The 17,598-nt window shown below is 62.9% G+C and carries 18 protein-coding genes; 7 read left to right on the forward strand and 11 right to left on the reverse strand.

Going from position 1 to position 17,598, the window contains the following annotated elements; translation table 11 throughout:
• The first annotated feature begins 24 nt into the window (after window positions 1-24).
• The 3 genes from CW305_RS16560 to tldD are packed head-to-tail and all read left to right on the forward strand — an operon-like array spanning window position 25 to window position 6,156.
• Window positions 25-3,828, forward strand: a complete 3,804-nt coding sequence (locus tag CW305_RS16560; protein ID WP_104098440.1) for a YhdP family protein — start codon at window positions 25-27, stop codon at window positions 3,826-3,828.
• A 37-nt stretch (window positions 3,829-3,865) separates the two neighbouring features.
• Window positions 3,866-4,711 carry a carbon-nitrogen hydrolase family protein gene (locus CW305_RS16565; RefSeq protein WP_044315502.1) on the forward strand — a complete coding sequence of 282 codons (846 nt, stop codon included), beginning with the start codon at window positions 3,866-3,868 and terminating at the stop codon, window positions 4,709-4,711.
• Between the two features lie 2 nt (window positions 4,712-4,713).
• Entirely contained in the window at window positions 4,714-6,156 is a 1,443-nt protein-coding gene (tldD, locus tag CW305_RS16570; RefSeq protein ID WP_104098441.1) for a metalloprotease TldD, read from the forward strand.
• Window positions 6,157-6,220: 64 nt separating this feature from the next.
• On the opposite strand, the gene yjgA is transcribed toward tldD, so the two are convergent.
• Entirely contained in the window at window positions 6,221-6,742 is a 522-nt protein-coding gene (gene yjgA / locus CW305_RS16575) for a ribosome biogenesis factor YjgA (protein ID WP_014821389.1), read from the reverse strand.
• 112 nt (window positions 6,743-6,854) lie between these two features.
• On the opposite strand from yjgA, the gene pmbA reads away from it, so the two are divergent.
• Window positions 6,855-8,201: a metalloprotease PmbA gene (pmbA, locus tag CW305_RS16580; protein ID WP_023445918.1), complete on the forward strand. Its 1,347-nt coding sequence runs from the start codon at window positions 6,855-6,857 to the stop codon at window positions 8,199-8,201.
• Window positions 8,202-8,250: 49 nt separating this feature from the next.
• Here pmbA and CW305_RS16585 read toward each other — a convergent pair whose 3' ends face one another.
• The 10 genes from CW305_RS16585 to CW305_RS16630 all read right to left on the reverse strand — a co-directional run bounded on the left by CW305_RS16585 (window position 8,251) and on the right by CW305_RS16630 (window position 15,247).
• A complete protein-coding gene (locus CW305_RS16585) occupies window positions 8,251-8,523 on the reverse strand; it encodes an HPr family phosphocarrier protein (RefSeq protein WP_014821387.1) in 273 nt (90 codons plus the stop codon).
• Between the two features lie 13 nt (window positions 8,524-8,536).
• Window positions 8,537-9,394 carry an RNase adapter RapZ gene (gene rapZ / locus CW305_RS16590; protein ID WP_014821386.1) on the reverse strand — a complete coding sequence of 286 codons (858 nt, stop codon included), beginning with the start codon at window positions 9,392-9,394 and terminating at the stop codon, window positions 8,537-8,539.
• On the reverse strand, window positions 9,395-9,859 hold the full coding sequence (gene ptsN, locus CW305_RS16595) for a PTS IIA-like nitrogen regulatory protein PtsN (RefSeq protein ID WP_014821385.1): 465 nt from the start codon (window positions 9,857-9,859) through the stop codon (window positions 9,395-9,397). It lies immediately after the preceding gene.
• 7 nt (window positions 9,860-9,866) lie between these two features.
• The gene (gene hpf / locus CW305_RS16600; protein WP_003302844.1) at window positions 9,867-10,175 is read right to left on the reverse strand and encodes a ribosome hibernation-promoting factor, HPF/YfiA family; all 309 of its coding nucleotides are present in this window, start codon (window positions 10,173-10,175) and stop codon (window positions 9,867-9,869) included.
• A 74-nt stretch (window positions 10,176-10,249) separates the two neighbouring features.
• Window positions 10,250-11,764: an RNA polymerase factor sigma-54 gene (locus tag CW305_RS16605; protein WP_104098442.1), complete on the reverse strand. Its 1,515-nt coding sequence runs from the start codon at window positions 11,762-11,764 to the stop codon at window positions 10,250-10,252.
• A gap of 146 nt (window positions 11,765-11,910) precedes the next feature.
• Complete coding sequence (gene lptB / locus CW305_RS16610; RefSeq protein WP_104098443.1) at window positions 11,911-12,636, reverse strand: LPS export ABC transporter ATP-binding protein; 726 nt, start codon at window positions 12,634-12,636, stop codon at window positions 11,911-11,913.
• A complete protein-coding gene (gene lptA / locus CW305_RS16615; protein ID WP_003302840.1) occupies window positions 12,636-13,181 on the reverse strand; it encodes a lipopolysaccharide transport periplasmic protein LptA in 546 nt (181 codons plus the stop codon). The genes lptB and lptA overlap by 1 nt, the downstream gene beginning before the upstream one ends.
• Window positions 13,168-13,740 carry an LPS export ABC transporter periplasmic protein LptC gene (lptC, locus tag CW305_RS16620; protein WP_104098444.1) on the reverse strand — a complete coding sequence of 191 codons (573 nt, stop codon included), beginning with the start codon at window positions 13,738-13,740 and terminating at the stop codon, window positions 13,168-13,170. The genes lptA and lptC overlap by 14 nt, the downstream gene beginning before the upstream one ends.
• An 8-nt stretch (window positions 13,741-13,748) precedes the next feature.
• Entirely contained in the window at window positions 13,749-14,273 is a 525-nt protein-coding gene (locus CW305_RS16625; RefSeq protein WP_045666720.1) for a KdsC family phosphatase, read from the reverse strand.
• Complete coding sequence (locus CW305_RS16630; protein WP_023445913.1) at window positions 14,273-15,247, reverse strand: KpsF/GutQ family sugar-phosphate isomerase; 975 nt, start codon at window positions 15,245-15,247, stop codon at window positions 14,273-14,275. Before CW305_RS16630 ends, CW305_RS16625 begins: the two co-directional genes overlap by 1 nt.
• 281 nt (window positions 15,248-15,528) lie before the next feature.
• Here CW305_RS16630 and CW305_RS16635 point away from each other — a divergent pair, with 281 nt between their 5' ends.
• From CW305_RS16635 to mlaD, 3 genes are read left to right on the forward strand one after another with little or no spacing between them, the layout of a single operon-like run.
• Complete coding sequence (locus CW305_RS16635; protein ID WP_014821380.1) at window positions 15,529-16,344, forward strand: ATP-binding cassette domain-containing protein; 816 nt, start codon at window positions 15,529-15,531, stop codon at window positions 16,342-16,344.
• Window positions 16,337-17,134 carry a lipid asymmetry maintenance ABC transporter permease subunit MlaE gene (gene mlaE / locus CW305_RS16640; protein WP_003302833.1) on the forward strand — a complete coding sequence of 266 codons (798 nt, stop codon included), beginning with the start codon at window positions 16,337-16,339 and terminating at the stop codon, window positions 17,132-17,134. The genes CW305_RS16635 and mlaE overlap by 8 nt, the downstream gene beginning before the upstream one ends.
• Window positions 17,134-17,592: an outer membrane lipid asymmetry maintenance protein MlaD gene (gene mlaD / locus CW305_RS16645; RefSeq protein WP_014821378.1), complete on the forward strand. Its 459-nt coding sequence runs from the start codon at window positions 17,134-17,136 to the stop codon at window positions 17,590-17,592. The genes mlaE and mlaD overlap by 1 nt, the downstream gene beginning before the upstream one ends.
• Window positions 17,593-17,598 lie beyond the last annotated feature (6 nt).

Raw genomic sequence — 17,598 nt, forward strand, 5'->3', positions numbered from 1 at the left:
CCAGGATGACCGGAGCGCATCCAGATGAACCGCCTCGCTGCCTTCCTCGTGACACTGTCGCGCCAGCTGTTCTGGGTAATCGCGTTCGGGCTGATTCTGGCCGCGCTCTACGTGAGCCTGGGGCGGCAGCTGGTGCCTGTAATCGCCGAGTACCGGGCCGAGGTGCAGGAGAAGGCGCAGGCGGCGCTGGGCATGCCAATCGCGCTGGGCAGGCTCGAAGGCCGCTGGGAGGGCTTCGCTCCCCGTTTGCTGGCGCATGATGTACTGCTCGGCGAGGGTGACAGCGCGATGCGCCTGGACCGTATTGCCATCGTCCCAGACCTGGCGGCCAGCCTCTGGGCGCGAGCGTGGCGGCTGAGCCGGTTGGAGTTTAGCGGCGTGCAGCTGTCTGTCGCTGAAGATGCCGAGGGCAAGTGGCGAGTGGAGGGCTTGCCGGCCCGTACCGAGCAGAAACCGCCCGAACCGCAGAAGATTCTCGAGTCGTTGCAGCGGGTGCGTGGGCTGGCGGTGCGCAACAGCCAGATCACGCTGGAGCCATTCGGAGAACCGCCGCTGACCCTGAGCTACACCGATCTGGGCCTGCTCGTCGACGGTGTGCGGCTCCGCTTGGACGGGCGCAGCATCCTGCCGGATGGCCAGCCCCTGGCCTTGAGCATTGAGGGGCGGGTGCAGCCGCAGCGCTGGCAGCACGCCGAGGCGCAGGTTTATCTCAGCCTGCCACAAAGCGACTGGGCCGCCTGGTTGCCGCGCCGACTGACTGCCGACTGGCATCTGCAGACGTTGAAGATGGGAGGTGAGCTGTGGGCAACCTGGCGCGAAAAGGCGCTGGAGCGTGCTGTTCTACGGATTAACGCGCCGCAACTGATCACGTCCTTTGCCGATCGTGAGCCTGTTCAGCTCGAGGACCTTGGGGGTGAGGCTTATATCGATCGCAACGAGCAGGGCTACCGGCTACTGCTGGACCGGCTGGCGTTCGATCTCGAAGGCGAGCGCTGGGGCGATGCGCGAATCCAGGTTCAGCAGGATCAGACTCAGCAGCATTGGCAGCTGCAGGCTGATCGGTTGGGTATCGCGCCGATCGCCACACTCGTCCGTGCACTGGCGCCGCTACCACCGGCCGCAGCCGAGACGCTGACGGCGCTGCAGCCCAATGGAACATTGCGCAACCTGCAGCTCGACTACCGCCCCCAGATGGAGTCGCCGCAGCGGCTGCAATTCGCTGCCAATCTGGACCGTATCAGTTTCGCCGCACACAACTGGATACCTGCGGTGGGCAACGCGAGTGGCAGCATTCGCGGTGATATGGGCGGCGGAGAACTGCGCCTGGACAGCGACGACTTCAGCCTGCAACTTGCGCCGCTGTACCCCGAGCCCTGGCGCTACCGACACGCCGGCGGGCGTCTGACCTGGACGCTGGACGAGCAGGCCTTCACGCTGGCTGCGCCCTATCTGCGTATCGACGGCGAGGAAGGCAAGATCGCCGGTGACTTCCTGATCCGCCTGGCCAGGGATCCCGCGGCAGAGGATTACATGGACCTGCGGGTTGGCTTGAGCGAAGGCGACGCGCGCTTTACCGAAAAGTACTTGCCGGCACGCTCACCGGCGTTAAGCCCGGCGCTGGTCAGCTGGCTCAAGGAAGCGATTCGCAGCGGTACGGTCGAGCAAGGTTATTTCCAGTACCAGGGCGCATTGAGCAAGGGAGCTTCCGACAGCGCGCGCAGCCTGAGCCTGTACTTCAAGGTGCGCGATGCCGAGCTGGCGTTTCAGCCCGGCTGGCCCGTGCTGCAGCAGGGCCGTGGCGAGGTGCTGATCGAAGACAGCGGGGTTCGCGTCCGGCTCGCGGAAGGGCGGATTCTCGACAGTCACGTGCGTGATGTGACAGCGGACATTCCTCGCCTCGGCGACGGCAACGTGCCGCAGTTGGCCGTGAAGGGGCAGGTCGCCAGCAGCCTGGCGGACGCCTTGAAGCTGCTTCAGGAGGCACCGATCGGAACCGGTGAGATCTTCGCTGGCTGGCAGGGGCAGGGTGCGCTCAGCGGCGCGCTCGATCTGCAGATCCCGCTGGGCAAGGGCACGCCGCGGGTCATCGTGGATTTCGCCAGCGACGATGCGAAACTGAAGATTCCCGAGCCGGAGCTTGCCTTCGAGCAACTCAGTGGCAGTTTCCGCTACGACACCGCGCGAGGCTTGAGTGCAGAGGCCATCCAGGCGCGTCTGTTCGGCGCTCCGGTCAAGGGCAAGGCGGTAGCGACAGGAGCGCCTGGCAAGCCTGCCTCTCGCGTGGAGGCACAGGGCGCCGTGGGGTTGAAGCGTCTGGCTGAGTGGCTCGCTATCGGGCAGCCGCTGCCCGCCAGCGGTGAGTTGCCCTATCAGTTGCGACTGGATCTGGCAGGTGAGGACAGTCAGTTGCAGATCGACTCTTCGCTACAGGGGCTGCGCATCGATCTGCCAGCGCCGTTCGGCAAGCCTGCACGCCAGCGCCGTGACACCTCGTTGCGGATGTCCCTGCAAGGGGCCGAGCGTCGCTACGGTGTCCGGCACGGGTCACTCGCCGCGCTGACGTTCGCTGCGCCGCCGGGTTCTTGGGCGCACGGCCGCGGCGAGCTGCGTCTCGGGCCTGGGGCGGCCAACCTTCCGGCCAGTGCCGGGCTTTATGTCAGGGGGCGCCTGCCGCAGCTCGACTTGAAAGCCTGGCAGGCGGTGCTCGAACAGCACGGCAAGGCACAAGCGCAGCAGACGACCGGCTCGCTGCTGCGCCGGGCGCAGGTCGATATCGATCGTTTCGAAGGTTTTGGCACCCGGATCGACAATCTTGGGCTGGACCTGCGGCGAATGAGGGAAGCCTGGGACCTTGGCCTTCGCAGTTCGATCATCAGCGGCTCGGTTCGCCTGCCAGATGCCGAGGGCGGCATCATCGTTGCCGATCTCCAGCGCCTGCGTCTGCCGGCTGCCGCGCAATCCAACGAGGCGGTCAAGGAACGACCCGATCCGCTGGCTGATGTCGACCCGCAAAGCCTGCCGGCAATGGATGTCGCGATCGAACGGGTTTCCCTGGGCGACGATGTGCTCGGCGCCTGGGCGTTGAAGCTGCGCCCGGTCAGCGGCGGGGCCGAGTTCCGCGATATCGCTCTCGACCTCAAGGGCCTGAAGATTACCGGGAACGGCGGCTGGGGCAGTGCGCAGACCTGGTACAAGGGCCGCCTCGAAGGGCGCAATCTCGCTGACGTATTGCTCGCGTGGGGCTTTGCGCCTTCGGTGACCAGTGACAGTTTTCGCCTGGATGTGGATGGGCAGTGGCCTGGTTCGCCGGCTTGGTTCGCCATGGCGCGCTATTCCGGCAGCATGCGACCTCGGCTGCGCAAGGGGCAGTTTGTCGAGATCGACGGCAGCGCCCAGGCGCTGCGCGTGTTCGGCGTGCTCAACTTCAATTCGATAGGGCGCCGCCTGCGGCTGGACTTCTCCGATCTGTTCAGCAAGGGGCTCAGTTACGACCGGCTGGATGGGCGGTTGCTGGCCAAGGAGGGTGTGTTCAATACCCGCGAGCCCATCACTGTCAGCGGTCCGTCGACCAACCTCGAGCTGGATGGCAGGCTGGATATGGCGCGTGACGAGATCGACGCCAAGTTGCTGGTTACCTTGCCGATCAGCAACAACCTGCCGCTGGCGGCGCTGATTGTCGGCGCACCGGCGATCGGCGGGGCGCTGTTCGTGGTGGACAAGCTGCTCGGCGACCGCGTGGCGCGTTTCGCCAGCGTACAGTACGACGTCAAGGGGCCTTGGCAGGCGCCTAAGATCAGCTTCGACAAACCATTCGAAAAGCCCAACTGATCCGCATCGAGCCGGGTCTTTCAGCATCGGGGATAGCATGTCCTTAGCCGTGATTCAGATGGCCAGCCAGGCGGATGTAACGCTCAATCTGGCCCGCGCGCGCGAGCTGCTCGAGCAGGCGGCCGAAGCGGGCGCGCGGCTGGCGGTGCTACCGGAGAACTTCGCCGCAATGGGCCGCAGCGATCTGCCGCAACTGGGTCGCGCCGAAGCCGCTGGCGACGGGTCGATCCTGCCCTGGTTGAAACAGGTCGCCCGTGACCTCAGGTTGTGGATCGTAGCCGGCACCTTGCCGTTACCGCCCGACGACGACCCGCAGGGCAAGCCGAATGCCTGCTCTCTGCTGTTCGATGATCAGGGGCAGCGGGTGGCGCGCTACGACAAGCTGCATCTGTTCGATGCGGAGGTCGCTGACAACCGTGGTCACTACCGTGAATCGGACGACTATGCGGCGGGGCAACGGCTGGTGATCGCCGACACACCGGTTGGACGCTTGGGGCTGAGCGTGTGTTATGACCTGCGTTTCGCCGAGCTGTATGGTGCGCTGAGGGCGGCAGGTGCCGAGTTGATCAGCGTGCCGTCGGCGTTCACCACGGTGACCGGTGAAGCGCACTGGGCGACGTTGATTCGTGCCCGTGCCATCGAGACTCAGTGCTATATCCTGGCTGCCGCACAGGGTGGAGAGCATCCTGGTGGTCGCCTCACCCATGGGCATTCGTCTATCGTGGACCCATGGGGCCGTCTGCTGTGCGAGCAGGCGACTGGCGAGGCGGCTTTGGTTGCCGCTCGGGATGCGTCCGAACAGGCTGCCATCCGCCAGCGAATGCCGCTGCAGCGCCACCGCCGATTTTCCGTACCGTGCCTGGCCACGGACCGTTTGGAGTGAATATGAGTGAACTGCTGTTACCTGTCACCGAGCGACTGCTGACACCTGGCGGCCTGGGTATCGATGACCTGCCAGGCTTGCTCGGTGAACTCGCCGGGCCCGGCGTGGATGCGGCGGACCTGTACTTTCAGGATCAGGTTTCCGAGTCCTGGGTGCTCGAGGATGGCATCGTCAAGGAGGGCGGCTTCCATCTGGAGCAGGGCGTCGGCGTGCGCGCACTGTCCGGCGAGAAAACCGGTTTCGCCTACAGCAACGCGATCACTGCCGATGCATTGCGTCAGGCGGCTCAGGCTGCACGCTCCATCGCGCGCAGCGGCCAGCAAGGCCAGGTCAAGGTGCTGTCCAGGGCGGCATTCGCGCCGTTGTACGCGCAGGACAATCCGCTCGACGGGCTCGGCCGTGCCGAGAAGGTCGAGCTGCTCAAGCGCATCGACGTCGCGACCAGGGCGCTGGACCCTCGCATCAAGCAGGTGACTGTAAGCCTGGCGGGCGTCTGGGAGCATATCCTGGTGGCCGGAATGGACGGTGGTATGGCGGCCGACATCCGCCCTCTGGTGCGTTTCAACGTCAGCGTGATCGTCGAGCAGAACGGCCGCCGCGAGCGCGGTGGCCAGGGTGGCGGCGGGCGTACCGGCTACCAGTACTTCCTCAGCGAGGATCGCGCCATGGGCTACGCCCGCGAGGCACTGCGTCAGGCGCTGGTCAACCTCGAAGCGGTGCCGGCACCGGCCGGTTCCTTGCCGGTTGTGCTTGGGCCTGGCTGGTCCGGCGTGCTGTTGCACGAGGCCGTCGGCCATGGCCTGGAGGGTGATTTCAATCGCAAGGGCAGCTCGGCCTACAGTGGCCGGATCGGGCAGAAGGTGGCGTCGAGCCTGTGCACCATCGTCGATGACGGTACCCTGGCGGATCGCCGAGGTTCGCTCAGCGTCGATGACGAAGGCACGCCGACCCAATGCACCACGCTGATCGAGAACGGCATTCTCAAGGGTTATATCCAGGACAAGTTAAACGCCCGCCTTATGGGCGTCGCGCCGACCGGTAACGGCCGCCGCGAGTCATACGCGCATCTACCGATGCCGCGCATGACCAACACCTACATGCTGGCCGGCGAAAGCGATCCGCAAGAAATCATTTGCTCAGTGAAGAAGGGCATCTACTGCGCCAGCCTCGGCGGCGGTCAGGTCGACATCACCAGCGGCAAGTTCGTCTTCTCCACCAGTGAGGCCTATCTGATCGAGGACGGCAAGATCACCGCGCCGGTGAAGGGCGCGACGCTTATAGGCAATGGCCCCGAGGTGATGAACCGGGTATCGATGGTCGGTAACGACCTGGCGCTCGACAGTGGTGTCGGCACCTGTGGCAAGGATGGGCAGTCGGTGCCGGTGGGCGTCGGCCAGCCGACCCTGAAGATCGACGAGATAACCGTAGGCGGAACGGGTGCGTGAAGCCGCGGCGAGTGCCAGCCGCGAGCTTCAAGGGTAGAGGTTGAGGTGCGGGTTGAGATTGCCGTCAGCGCAAGCCGCGTTTGGCTTCGTCCAGTTCGCGGATGTACTTGAATATCTTGCGGCTGGCGGCCGGCGGCTTGTCGCGCGCCGCCTCGTGCTGGGCGTGGCGGATCAGCCCGCGCAGATGCTGGCGATCGGTCTCGGGGTACTCGGATACGAACGCTTCCAGGGTGGCGTCGTCACCGCCGATCAGACGGTCGCGCCAGCGCTCCAGCGCATGGAAGCGCTCGTTGTATTGGCGCGTCGAGGCGTCCAGTTGATCGACCAGCGCGAGAATGGCATCGACATCCTGGTCGCGCATCAGCTTACCGATGTACTGGATGTGCCGTTTGCGCGCGATATGCGCCTTGTGTTTCGGCGCGTCGGCCAGCGCCTTCTGCAACGCGTCGCTCAGCGGCAGGCGAGCGATGAGGTCGGGCTTGAGGGTAGTTAGCCGCTCGCCTAGCTCCTGCAGGGCAAGCAGCTCGCGTTTGACCTGGGACTTGCTTTTTTCGTCGAAATCGTCGGCGTCGGAGTGTTCAGACATGGGGATGGTCCACTAGGAAATGCCGCCATGATAACAGCAGCCCTGGCAGCAGGCTTCAGAGGAGCGGCGCCAGGTTGCAACTTGATTCGATTGCAGTGGTTTGGGAGTGCTTATGAGTGAAGTAGAGGGCATCGGCCCGCACGCGCTGCCCGGTTTGCGCGAGAAGGTCGAGCGCATCATCGAGGAAGCGCGTCGGCAGGGCGCCAGCGCCAGCGAGGTTTCGGTCTCCATGGAGCAGGGGCTGTCGACCACAGTGCGTCAGCGCGAGGTGGAGACGGTCGAGTTCAATCGCGACCAGGGCTTCGGCATCACGCTCTATGTCGGCCAGAGCAAAGGCACTGCGAGCACCACCGGCAGTGGTGACGACGCCATCCGTGAAACCGTAGCCGCCGCGCTGGCCATCGCCAGGCATGCCTCGGAGGACGAATTTGCTGGCCTCGCTGACGCTACGCTGATGGCTCGCGAGCTTCCCGATCTCGATCTTTACCATCCGTGGGCGGTCACCCCCGAACAAGCCATCGAGCAGGCGCTCAGTTGTGAAGACGCCGCGTTCGCCTTCGATCAGCGTATCCGCAACGCAGACGGCACTACGCTAAATACCCATCAGGGCTGCCGCGCCTATGGCAACAGCAACGGCTTCATCGGGGGCTATTGCAGCAGCCGTCACAGCCTGAGTTGCGTGATGATCGCCGAGAGCGAAGGGCAGATGCAGCGTGACTATTTCTACGACGTCAATCGCATCGGCGAGGCGCTGCTCGACCCGCAGACCATCGGCCGGCGCGCAGCCGAGCGTGCCGTGCGACGTCTGGGCGCGCGCCCGGTTCCTACCTGCGAAGTGCCGGTACTTTTCGCCCCCGAGCTGGCGACCGGTCTGTTTGGCCACTTCATTGCAGCGATTTCCGGCGGAAATCTCTACCGCAAGGCGTCCTATCTCGAGGATGCCCTGGGGCAGACGCTGTTTCCCGAGTGGCTGAGCCTCGATGAGCGTCCGCACATTCCCCGTGCCCTCGGTAGTGCCAGCTACGATGGCGATGGCCTGGCAACCTATGCCAAGCCGTTCGTGGAAAACGGTCGCTTGCTCTCCTATGTGCTTTCGACCTATTCCGGACGCAAGCTCGGTATGCCCAGTACGGCCAACGCCGGGGGTGTGCACAACCTGTTCGTCAGCCATGGGGAAGAGGATCAGGCGGCGTTGATCCGGCGCATGGGCCGAGGCCTGCTGGTGACGGAGCTGATGGGACAGGGCCTGAATCTGGTGACCGGCGACTATTCTCGTGGCGCCGGCGGCTACTGGGTCGAGAATGGCGAGATCCAGTTCCCGGTACAGGAAGTAACGATTGCCGGAAATCTGCGCGACATGTTCCGCCAGATCGTGGCGGTCGGTTGCGATGTGGAAACGCGCGGCAACGTGCGGACCGGCTCGGTGCTGGTCGAGCGAATGATGGTCGCTGGCAAGTAAGGTAGGCGCGGCGCGGTCGGCAACGATTCGCGCCGCTGTGGCAAGGTGTCTACTCGCCTTCTTCGAAATAGTCGTCGATCAGCGCGGTCAGCGCGTTCAGTGCGTCCTCTTCCTGTTCACCTTCGGTGTCCAGGTGCACGGTGGTGCCTTTGCTGGCGGCGAGCATCATGACCGCCATGATGCTCTTTCCGTCGACCAGCGTGGCCGGACAGCGGCCAACGCGAATCTTGCAGGGGTAGCGATTGGCAACGGCGACGAACTTGGCGGCAGCGCGCGCGTGCAGGCCGAGTTTGTTGATGATGGTGACTTCGCGGGCGGGCATGGTGCAGGTATTCCTAGGCGAGGTCCCGATGACGGACCTGCAGGTTCTTCAGCGGTTCTCTCAACGCCTGGCCTAGCCGTTCGGCCAGGTAGACCGAGCGATGATGGCCGCCGGTGCAGCCGATGGCGATGGTGACATATGCGCGGTTGCTGGCTGCAAAGCGCGGCAGCCATTTGCTCAGATAGCCGTGGATATCCTGGAACATTTCTTCCACGTCGGCCTGGGCGCTGAGGTAGTCGATCACCGGCTGGTCTAGCCCGGAAAAGTCGCGAAGCTCGGCTTTCCAGTAAGGGTTGGGCAGGCAACGTACGTCGAACACGAGATCGGCATCGACCGGCATCCCGCGCTTGAAACCGAATGACTCGACCAGAAAAGCAGTGCCCGGCTCAGGCTTGTTGAGCAAGCGCAACTTGAGCACGTCGCGCAGCTGATAGAGATTGAGATGGGTGGTGTCGATCTTCAGGTCGGCGTGATCGATGATCGCTGCGAGCAGCAACTCCTCATCATGGATCGCTTCGGCCAGAGAGCGATTTTCGTTGGTCAGTGGATGGCGGCGGCGGGTTTCCGAGAAGCGCTTGAGCAGGGTCTCATCGTCGGCATCCAGATAGAGCACATCGCACTGGATGTGCCTGGCGCGGACTTCTTCGAGTAGCTCGGGGAAGCGCTTGAGCTGGCTGGGCAGGTTGCGCGCGTCGATCGACACGGCGACCTGCGGATGCAGCAGCTCAGTGTGCAGTAGGGCTCGCTCGGCAAGCTCAGGCAACAGTCCGGCAGGCAGGTTGTCGATGCAATAGAAACCGTTGTCCTCGAGCACATTCAGTGCAGTGCTCTTGCCCGAACCCGAGCGTCCACTGACGATGATCAGCCGCATCTATGCCCCGTTCTGCACGTCGACCACTACTTGGTAGAGGCTTTCGTTGCTCGGCGCCTGGCGCAGTCGTTGGCGTACGTCTTCGCGGTCGAGCATGCTGGCGATCTGGCGCAGCAGTTCGAGATGCTCGTCGGTGGCGGCCTCCGGTACCAGCAGGACGAACAGCAGGTCCACCGGCGCGCCGTCGATGGCGTCGAAATCCACTGGCGTCTGCAGGCGCAGAACGGCGCTCAGCGGCGCATTGCAGCCAACCATGCGGCAGTGCGGGATGGCGATGCCGTTGCCGAAGCCGGTCGAGCCGAGCTTCTCGCGCGCGATCAGGCTTTCGAAGATAGTTTGGGAATCGAGATCGATAAGGTCCTGGGCGATCACCTTGGCGATCTGTTCCAGGACGCGCTTCTTGCTACCGCCCGGGACGTTCACCAAGGAACGCCCGGGGGTGAGGATGTTTTCGAGTCGGATCATATTGGAGTCAGCGGGTGACAGCGCCCTGTGTGTGGTCGAGCTGCTTCTCCTTGTGCTTGATCAACTGGCGATCGAGCTTGTCGACCAACAGGTCGACGGCAGCGTACATGTCTTCGTGATCGGCGATGGCCACGACTTCGCGGCCTGCGACGTGCAAGGTTGCTTCGGCTTTCTGCTTGAGTTTCTCGACCTGGAGGATCACCTGAACGCTGATGATGCGGTCGAAGTGGCGAGCAAGCCGATCGAATTTCTCCTCGATGTAGTCACGCAGGGCATCGGTTACTTCCAGATGAACACCGCTGATGTTGACTTGCATACTGCTATCTCCTTTGCCTTGTACGAAGAGCAGGTTGGTAGGCCTGCCGCCGGGACAGTTCGACCAGGGGCCGATCACAGTAGACGTTTGCGCTCGCTGGATGGTGCGATACCGAGCGACTCGCGGTACTTCGCAACTGTGCGGCGGGCCACCTGGATGCCCTGCGCTTCCAGTAAACCAGCGATCTTGCTGTCGCTCAACGGCTTTTTCTGGTTTTCCGCGGCGACCAGTTTCTTGATGATCGCGCGGATCGCGGTGGACGAACATTCGCCGCCTTCCGCCGTGCTGACGTGGCTGGAGAAGAAGTATTTGAGTTCGTAGATGCCGCGTGGCGTGTGCATGTATTTCTGCGTGGTCACGCGGGAGATGGTCGACTCATGCATGCCCACCGCCTCGGCGATGTCGTGCAGTACCAGAGGCTTCATCGCCTCGTCACCATGCTCGAGGAAGGCGCGCTGGTGTTCGACGATCTGAGTCGCCACCTTCATCAGGGTCTCGTTGCGGCTGAGCAGGCTCTTGATGAACCAGCGCGCTTCCTGCAGCTGGTTGCGCATGAAGGTGTTGTCCGCGCTGGAGTCGGCGCGTTTGACGAAACCGGCGTATTGCGCGTTGACGCGAAGGCGCGGCATGGCTTCCTGATTCAGCTCGACCAGCCAGCGATCATTGTGCTTGCGCACGATCACGTCGGGCACCACGTATTCCGGTTCGCTCGCCTCGATCTGCGACCCCGGGCGCGGGTTCAGGCTCTGGGTCAGTTCGATGACCTGGCGCAGATCGTCTTCCTTGATCTTCATTCGCCGCATCAGCAGGCTGTAATCCCGGCTGCCGAGGATATCCAGATAGTCGCTGACCAGACGCTTCGCTTCGCTCAGCCATGGTGTGCGGTCGGGCAGTTGGCGCAGCTGCAACAGCAGGCACTCACGCAGATCACGTGCGCCGATGCCGGCCGGTTCGAATTGCTGGATACGACGCAGAACGACCTCGACCTCGTCGAGTTCGATTTCCAGCTCGGGATCGAACGAGTCGACGATTTCCTGCAGCGTCTCTTCGAGATAACCCTGTTCATTGATGCAGTCGATGAGGGTGGTCGCGATCAGCCGGTCGGTGTCGCTCATTGGCGCGAGGTTGAGCTGCCACAGCAGATGGCTCTGCAGGCTTATGCCGCTCGATGTCCGGCTGGTGAAATCCCACTCGTCGTCATCGTTGCTGGGCAGGCTGCTGGCGCTGGTCTGGTAGATGTCTTCCCATGCGGTGTCGACCGGAAGCTCGCTGGGAATCCGCTCGCCCCAGTCGCCGTCGCTGTCGTCCAGGCTGTCACTGCTATGAGAGGGCTCCTCGTAGGTGCTTTCCTGGCTGCTGCTCTTCTCGGTGACGGTGTCGCCTGGCCGTTCAGCGGCCTCGGCCATAGGGTCGGAGCTGTCGAAGTCGTCTCCGTCTTCTTCGCGCTCGAGCATGGGATTGGAGTCCAGCGCCTCCTGGATCTCCTGTTGCAGATCGAGGGTGGATAGCTGGAGGAGCCTTATGGCCTGTTGCAGCTGCGGTGTCATCGTCAGCTGCTGGCCCATCTTCAGGACTAGCGATGGTTTCATGGCAGAGGACTTCGAACCTTTTATGCCGGCGCAACCGCGCCCATTCCGACATGCCGTGCGCGGGGCGCCGGCAGAAAGCAAATTATATGCCTGCCGATGAAGCCTTTGCCTAGAGCCGATTTGCCGAGCCGAGCAAAAAATCCGCCTTACAGGCGGAATTCGTGGCCCAGATAGACTTCCTTGACCAGCTGATTGCTCAGGATGGTCTGCGCATCGCCCTCGGCGATCAGTTGCCCGTCGTTGACGATGTAGGCCGTCTCGCAGATATCCAGGGTCTCGCGGACGTTGTGATCGGTGATCAGCACGCCGATGCCCTTGGCCTTGAGGTGATGGATGATCTGCTTGATATCGCCCACCGAAATCGGGTCCACACCGGCAAAGGGTTCATCAAGCAGGATGAACTTCGGTGCGGTGGCCAGTGCGCGGGCAATCTCCACGCGGCGTCTTTCACCACCAGAGAGGCTCATGCCGAGGCTGTCGCGGATATGGTTTAAATGGAATTCCTGCAGTAGGCCTTCCAACGCCTGCTGACGGCCGTTGCGGTCCAGATCCTTGCGGGTCTCGAGAATGGCCATGATGTTGTCGGCGACCGAGAGCTTGCGAAAGATCGAGGCCTCCTGTGGCAGGTAGCCAATGCCGGCCCGCGCGCGGCCGTGCATCGGCAGGTGGGTGACGTCGTCCTGATCGATCAGCACGCGGCCCTGGTCGGCATTCACCAGGCCGACGATCATGTAAAAGCAGGTGGTCTTGCCTGCGCCGTTGGGGCCGAGCAGGCCGACGATCTGCCCGCTTTCAATGGACAGGCTGACATCGCGCACGACCTGCCGGCTCTTGTAGCTCTTGGCCAGATGCTGGGCTTTGAGAACGGCCATTACTCGGGCTGCTCCGCAGCCTGACCGTTCTTGCGCGGCTGGATCACCATGTCCACGCGCGGGCGCGGCGTGGTGACATCGGCATTGGTGGCGCGACCGGCGTTGACGATCTGCCGACGGGTGTCATAGACGATCTTCTCGCCTTCGAAGGTGTTGCCTTCCTGAACGACCTTGGCCTGATCGATGAGCACGATCCGCTCGTTGGCGGCGAAATACTGGATGGTCAGGCCGTAGGCTTTGACGATCTCCTTGTCCACCGCAGGCTTCTGCTCGTAGTAGGCCGGCTTGCCGATGGAGGTGAATACTTCGACGTCGCCGTTGTCATCCTGGGTAATGGTCACCGTGTCGCCGGTGATCTTCATCGTGCCCTGGGTGATGACCACGTCGCCGCGGTAGACCGCCACGCCCTGTCGGTCGTCCAGTTCGGCGGTGTCGGCTTGAACGCGGATTGGCTGTTCACGATCCTCGGGAAGCGCCCAGGCGCTGGCGCCAAGCCAGAATGCGCTCAAACCGAGCAGGAGGGGGAGAGTCTTAACGCAGCTCATGCTGGCCTCTTACGTTGGACAGCAGGATCATCCTGCCGTCATCCATGTACGCTTTCATGCCGGTTGCCGTGGTCACGCCATTGGCGGCCTCGATTCTAACGGCTTGGTTTGTCTCGGCATAATCCTTCTCCGGCCACACCGTCAGGCGGCTGGTGGTGAGGATCGTCGGGCGCCCCTTGGCGTCGGTGCGCTCGACCTTGACCTGATCGATCAGCAGCACCTCGTCGCCTTCGGCCGATACTTCGCCGCGCTCACTACGCACGTGCCACGGCAGTTCGGTGCCGCGATAGGACAGCAGATCCGGTTTGGTCAGCAGGCTGATGTCGCTCGCCTTGATGTGCTCGAGCTTGTCTGCAGTCAGTTCGTAGTTGCGCTTGCCGTCGGGCTGATATTGCACCGTGCGGGAATTGATCACATAGAAGTCGACATCAGGCGTTGCGCCACTGGCGACGGACGGCTCCTGCATGAAGCTTTCCGGCCGGATGTTCCAGTAGCCGACCGCCACCAGCAGGGCGGCGATCAGCGTCAGCAGGACAGCGAAGCGCATTTTGCGAAGCATGCAGACCCCTACAGATATGCGTTTTGCGCGGCGGCCAGGGTGCCCTGCGCGCGCATGATCAGTTCGCAGAACTCGCGTGCCGCACCCTCGCCACCGCGGGCCAGGGTAACGCCATGGGCATGTTCACGAACGAAGGTGTCGGCGCTGGCCACGGCCATGCCGAGGCCTACGCGGCGTATCACCGGCAGATCAGGCAGGTCGTCACCGAGATAGGCTACTTCAGAGTAGCTCAGGCCAAGTTCGGTCAGCAGTTCGTCGAGCACGACCAGCTTGTCCTCGCGCCCCTGATAAAGGTGCTGGATGCCGAGGTTCTGTGCTCGACGCTCTACCACGGGCGTCTTGCGCCCGCTGATGATCGCGGTGCGCACGCCGGAGTTGATCAGCATCTTGATGCCGTGGCCGTCCAGTGTGTTGAACGTCTTGAACTCGCTGCCGTCGGTCAGGAAATAAAGGCGGCCATCGGTGAGCACACCGTCGACGTCGAAGATCGCCAGGCGAATGTCGCGGGCGCGTTGCAGCAGGTGTTCGTGCATTACATCACCCCCGCGCGCAGGAGGTCGTGCATGTTCAGCGCGCCAATCGGCAACTCCTGGTCATCGACGACTACCAGCGAACTGATCTTGTGGTCTTCCATGATCTTCAGAGCCTCGGCGGCGAGCATCTCGGCATGGGCGGTCTTGCCGTGCACGGTCATGATCTCGTCGATGCGCGTCTGGCGAACGTCGACTCCCTTGTCCAGCGCACGGCGCAGGTCGCCGTCGGTGAAGATGCCGGCGAGTCGTCCGTCCGCTTCGACGATGACGGTCATGCCCAGGCCCTTTTGCGTCATTTCCAGCAGGGCGTCGCGCAGCGATGTGCCGCGCGGAACCCTCGGCAGGCGCTCGCCGGTATGCATGACGTGCTCGACTTTCAACAGCAGCCGGCGGCCCAGCGCGCCGCCCGGGTGAGAGAAGGCGAAATCTTCAGCAGTGAACCCACGAGCCTCGAGCAGCGCGATAGCCAGGGCATCGCCGAGCACCAGGCTGGCAGTGGTGGAGGAGGTCGGCGCGAGATTCAGCGGGCAGGCTTCGATGGCGACGCTGGCGTCCAGATTCACCGCAGCGGCCTTGGCCAGCACCGAATTCGGGTTGCCGGTCATGCTGATCAGGGTGATGCCGAGCCGCTTGATCAGCGGTAACAGGGTGACGATCTCGCTGGTGGTGCCGGAGTTGGAGAGGGCGAGGACCACGTCGTCCTGAGTGATCATGCCCATGTCGCCATGGCTGGCCTCGGCGGGGTGCACGAAGAAGGCGGCGGTGCCGGTGCTGGCCAATGTGGCGGCGATCTTGCGGCCGACGTGCCCGGACTTGCCCATGCCAACCACGACCACTCGGCCCTTGCAGCCAAGGATCAGCTCGCAAGCCTGCACGAAATCGGCATCGATACGTGCGTTCAACTGCTCAACCGCTTCTATTTCCAGGCGGATGGTGCGTTGCGCGGTTTCGATCAATTGGCTGCTCTGGCTCATGGCTGGCGAGGTCGTCCGATTAAAAGGCGGCGATTATAGCGAGAATCCGTTGCGGGCTCATGGAAAATGTCGGCACATCACTGTGGGCCGGCACAATCAATTTGATCAGCCTGAGCTGAACCGAAGCTGAACGGGGCGTCGCTCGTCATCTGCCGAAACGCTCATCGGTTGGGCGGCCTCTGGCGCGATGCTATAGTGCGCCGCCGAAAACGGTCAGGGCAGAAAGTATCCCAGCGTCATCGGGAGCCGTCTGTTTCTCAGACTGCATGCAAGGAGACCAGATGAGCGCCTGCAATGACTTCGCCGTCGAGCTGAAGGGAGTGACCTTCAAGCGAGGCGAGCGCAGTATTTTCAACGATGTCGATATCGCCATACCGCGAGGGAAGGTTACGGCCATCATGGGGCCGTCCGGTTGTGGCAAGACGACGCTGCTGCGCCTGATCGCTGCGCAGCTGATGCCGTCGCGTGGTGAAGTCTGGGTGGCGGGCAACAATCTGCCGAGCCTCTCGCGCAGCGAGCTGTTCGACATGCGCAAGCAGATGGGTGTGCTGTTCCAGAGCGGGGCACTGTTCACCGATCTCGACGTGTTCGAGAACGTTGCGTTTCCGCTGCGGGTGCATACCAAGCTCCCAGACGAGATGATCCGCGACATCGTGCTGATGAAGCTCGAAGCGGTAGGGCTACGTGGCGCCATCGAGCTGATGCCCGACGAGCTGTCCGGTGGTATGAAGCGGCGTGTCGCGCTGGCGCGGGCGATTGCTCTGGATCCGCAGATTCTGATGTATGACGAACCCTTTGCCGGACAGGATCCGATAGCGATGGGCGTCCTCGTGCGGCTGATTCGTCTGCTCAACGACGCGCTGGGCATCACCAGTATTGTCGTCTCGCACGATCTGGCCGAAACCGCGTCCATTGCCGACTACATCTACGTGGTTGGCGATGCCCAGGTGCTTGGCCAGGGCACGCCGGCGGAGCTGATGGAGTCGAACAATCCGCGCATCAGGCAATTCATGACGGGCGCAGCCGACGGGCCGGTGCCATTCCATTTTCCTGCGCCGGCCTATGCCGACGATCTACTGAGAGGCACCGATGCGTAAGCGTTCGTTGTTGGATCGGATTGCCCTGCTCGGTCGCGCCGGACTGGATGTGCTGGCAGCCCTGGGGCGCTCGACGATATTTCTCGTGCATGCGCTGTTCGGGCGAAGCGGGCTGCGTAACGGTTTTTCGCTGCTGGTCAAGCAGCTCTATTCGGTTGGTGTGCTGTCACTGGCCATTGTAGTTGTCTCCGGCATCTTCATCGGCATGGTGCTGGCGCTGCAGGGCTACAACATTCTCAGCAGCTACGGCTCCGAGCAGGCGGTTGGGCAGATGGTCGCACTGACCCTGTTGCGCGAGCTCGGTCCGGTGGTTACTGCGCTGCTGTTCGCCGGGCGTGCCGGCTCGGCTCTGGCGGCCGAGATCGGCAACATGAAGTCGACCGAGCAGCTCTCGAGCCTGGAAATGATCGGAGTCGATCCGCTCAAGTACATCATCGCGCCGCGCCTCTGGGCCGGTTTCATCTCGCTGCCGCTGCTGACGCTGATCTTCAACGTGGTCGGTATCTGGGGCGGAGCGATGGTGGCGGTGGAGTGGCTCGGTGTCTACGAAGGCTCGTTTTGGGCCAACATGCAGAACAGTGTCGACTTCAGTTCCGATGTGCTCAACGGCGTTATCAAGAGCGTCGTCTTTGCGCTGGTAGTGACCTGGATCGCCGTGTTCCAGGGCTACGATTGCGACCCGACCTCCGAAGGTATCAGCCGTGCCACCACCCGGACTGTGGTTTACGCCTCGCTGGCGGTGCTCGGCCTCGATTTCATTTTGACCGCGTTGATGTTTGGAGATTTCTGATGCGTATCCGCACACTGGAAATGGGTGTCGGGCTGTTCCTGCTTGCCGGGCTGCTGGCCTTGCTACTGCTGTCACTGCGTGTCAGCGGGCTGAGCGTTACTGATGCCGACACTTACAAGCTGTATGCCTATTTCGACAATATTGCCGGATTGACTGTCCGATCCAAGGTGACCATGGCTGGCGTGACCATCGGCAAGGTCACCGCGATCGACCTGGATCGTGACAGCTACACCGGACGAGTCACGCTGGAAATCCAGCAGGATGTCGACATCCTGCCGGCCGACTCGACGGCTTCGATCCTTACCGCAGGGCTGCTGGGTGAGAAGTACATCGGCATCAGCGTCGGCGGTGAGGAGGAGTTGCTCGCCGATGGCGACACCATTCAGGACACCCAGTCCTCGCTGGTGCTCGAGGATCTGATCGGCAAATTCCTGCTCAACTCGGTTAACAAAGATTGAAGGAGA

The sequence above is a fragment of the Stutzerimonas kunmingensis genome (assembly GCF_002929225.1).
GTDB lineage: Bacteria > Pseudomonadota > Gammaproteobacteria > Pseudomonadales > Pseudomonadaceae > Stutzerimonas.